General features: G+C 68.0%; 5 protein-coding genes. 1 reads left to right on the top strand and 4 read right to left on the bottom strand.

The features are described 5' to 3' along the window. Positions 1-416, bottom strand: a 416-nt coding sequence (locus ABD287_RS18255) for a hypothetical protein (RefSeq protein WP_344174750.1), incomplete at its 3' end; no start/stop codon positions are given. 104 nt (positions 417-520) lie between these two features. Between ABD287_RS18255 and ABD287_RS18250 the strand changes: the two genes are divergently transcribed. Further along, the gene (locus tag ABD287_RS18250) at positions 521-970 is read left to right on the top strand and encodes a hypothetical protein (RefSeq protein ID WP_344174748.1); all 450 of its coding nucleotides are present in this window, start codon (positions 521-523) and stop codon (positions 968-970) included. A 56-nt stretch (positions 971-1,026) separates the two neighbouring features. Here the strand turns inward: ABD287_RS18250 and ABD287_RS18245 are convergent, their stop codons facing one another. The 3 genes from ABD287_RS18245 to ABD287_RS18650 all read right to left on the bottom strand — a co-directional run bounded on the left by ABD287_RS18245 (position 1,027) and on the right by ABD287_RS18650 (position 2,276). Continuing rightward, positions 1,027-1,509, bottom strand: a complete 483-nt coding sequence (locus ABD287_RS18245; RefSeq protein WP_344174746.1) for a DUF6584 family protein — start codon at positions 1,507-1,509, stop codon at positions 1,027-1,029. Between the two features lie 110 nt (positions 1,510-1,619). Next, positions 1,620-1,841, bottom strand: a complete 222-nt coding sequence (locus tag ABD287_RS18655) for a response regulator transcription factor (protein WP_425565672.1) — start codon at positions 1,839-1,841, stop codon at positions 1,620-1,622. 33 nt (positions 1,842-1,874) lie between these two features. Beyond that, positions 1,875-2,276: a response regulator gene (locus tag ABD287_RS18650; protein WP_425565670.1), complete on the bottom strand. Its 402-nt coding sequence runs from the start codon at positions 2,274-2,276 to the stop codon at positions 1,875-1,877. Between the last annotated feature and the right edge of the window lie 141 nt (positions 2,277-2,417).

Here is a 2,417-nt window from a genome sequence, read left to right as displayed (position 1 = left end):
CTGCCACAACGGTTCGGGGCAGTACTTCTGAACATCATCCACACCAGCTCAACGAACGACCAGGCGCTGCAACAACCCCAAATGACACACGGTCTTAGCCGGGCCACCCCGGCCGACTCCGCCGACCTGGCCCGCGCCACCACCACCGTCACCCGGACCCGACCCGCACCCAACAGCTCCCGGACCAGCTGATGAGCCAAGGTCGTGTCGCCGCAGACCACATGATGGGTGGTCGCTGACGTGGGCCGGTGAAGCCCATGACCGAGACGGCTCGCCACCGTCCGCAGCGCCGCCGCGTCAAGCCACGGCCGACGCTCCCGCCCCGCCTCAGCATCGGCCAGCGGCGCGTCCCGTCGCGGCGGCGCGCCGGCGCCCGACTCAGCCGAAGGGACATCACCGGGCGTGTCGATAGCCATACGGGAATGGTATTAGCGGCGCGCCGCGAAACGCCCCTCCACTGTGGTTCGTTATGTCCAACAACGACGCAACGCGCGCCCAACCATCCCGAATTGGAGGGACCATGGCCAACAAGCCCACGCCCACCGACAACACCGCCGTCGTCCGCGATGTCGCCCTCGACCGGCTCATCAGCCCCATCGACAGCCTGCGTCGACCGATCGCCATGCCCGGCGGGGCAGCCCAGCCCGCGTACGCCGGCCGGCGGCGAGCCCTCGCGGCGCTGGCCGCGAACATAGACGACATCTCCCGACCCAAGCCAGACGCCCTGCTCCGACCGTTCCCTCTCCCCGAGTCCAGCCCGGTCCGGGGACGGGCAACCGTGCCCCGGATGCGCAAGGCGGAGCCCTTCACCGTCGACCACCTCGGCATCTGGGCCACCCGGGACCGGCAGCCGGTGATGTCTCCGATCATCTGGGAGGAGCTTTCGGCCGCCCATCCGGACCTCGTCGAGGCGCTCGCGCAGTTCGACGGCGACGATCGCGGCGACGGCGCCGCCACCGTCGCCGCCTGACCCCACGTCCGGGCTGGGGCCACCGACCACCCGTGCCGGGCGCTCGCGCAGCGGGATCAGAAAATCGCACTGAGGACGGTCACCAGCCCGATCCCCATCAGCCCCAGCACGACAGCCAGCACGACGAGGATCGGCAACACGTGCCACCACCGGTCCGGATCGGGCGGATGCTCGGGCGGCGGCGTCCCAGCAGCCGGCAGGCCCTGATGTTCGGCATACGTCCACAGGTCAGCCAACCGCTGCCGAGCCAGCGGGCCGACGCCCTCAGGGTTGCGGTAGGGCGCCAGGCGCAGCGCCTGGACCCGCTTGGCCGCGGACGGATACGCGCGCTCGAACGCGGCGACCTCATCCAGGCTGACCTGCTCGGTGAGAAACCCCCACCTGCCTGCCTCAACGACGTTTCCGATTCCCCGATTCACTTCAGCCCGCAACGCTCGTGCCTCACGATCGGTCGGGTCGAGGGCCGTCAGCGTCGCAAGGCGCTGCAACGCCGGATACGTCCGACCGCGACTGAGATCGTCAGCAATCCGAGTCAGCACCCTGTCTCTCGCCACGCCAGGCATTCTTCACCGCCGAGGCGCCGTGCGCTTGATCTTGTCGCCCAAAGCGGCCAGCGCCTGGCCGCACAGAGATCCATAGCGGCCCATAATCACGGGTGATGGATGGCAGCGTTGCGGAGGTATGCGGTCACGGCGAGAACGCGTCGATTGATGTCCGGGGCCGCGGCAAGCTTGAGTTTGCCGAAAAGCGCAGAAATGTGCTTCTCGATTCCGCCCTCGGAAAGGTGTAGACGGGCGGCGATGGCGTTGTTGGAGAGGCCTTCGGCCATGGCGGTGAGGACCTGGCGTTCCCGGTCGGTCAGGTTCGCCAACAGGTCCGCGTGTCGGGAGCGGCCGAGAAGTTGCTAGATAACGTAGGGGTCGAGGACGGTTCCGCCGTTACCCACCCGGTGGACGGCGTCGAGGAACTCACGTACGTCGGCCACTCGATCCTTAAGGAGGTAGCCGACGCCGCCGGCGCCGTCGAGTAGTTCTGCGGTGTAGCGCTCCACGACGTGCTGGGAGAGCAGTAGCACGCCGGTTTCTGGCGTCGTGTGGTGGATGTGCTGGGCGGCGCGAAGCCCTTCGTCGGTGAATGTCGGTGGTAGGCGGATATCCAGAATCACGAGCTGCGGCGCTTGCTTGGCGACAAGGGACGGCACAGTGTGGGCGTCGGCAACCGCTGTCACCTCGTGGCCGTGGTCGTCGAGGAGCCGGGTGAGGCCGTCTCGCAGCAGGGCGGAGTCTTCGACTATGACAACTCGCACGGGATCTCCACGGCGATCGTTGTCGGCCCGCCGTCGGGGCTGGCTAAGACCGTGTGTCAGTTGGGGTTGTTGCTGGTCAACAGGTCGAGGCGGACGGCGCGGCGGTAGCAGATGACAGCGCATGCAGCAGCAACGAATGCG

The organism is Pilimelia columellifera subsp. columellifera (genome assembly GCF_039532605.1).
Taxonomy (GTDB): Bacteria; Actinomycetota; Actinomycetes; order Mycobacteriales; family Micromonosporaceae; genus Pilimelia; species Pilimelia columellifera.
The sequence above is the reverse complement of the archived record's forward strand: the minus strand, read 5'-3'. Positions and strand labels throughout refer to the sequence as shown.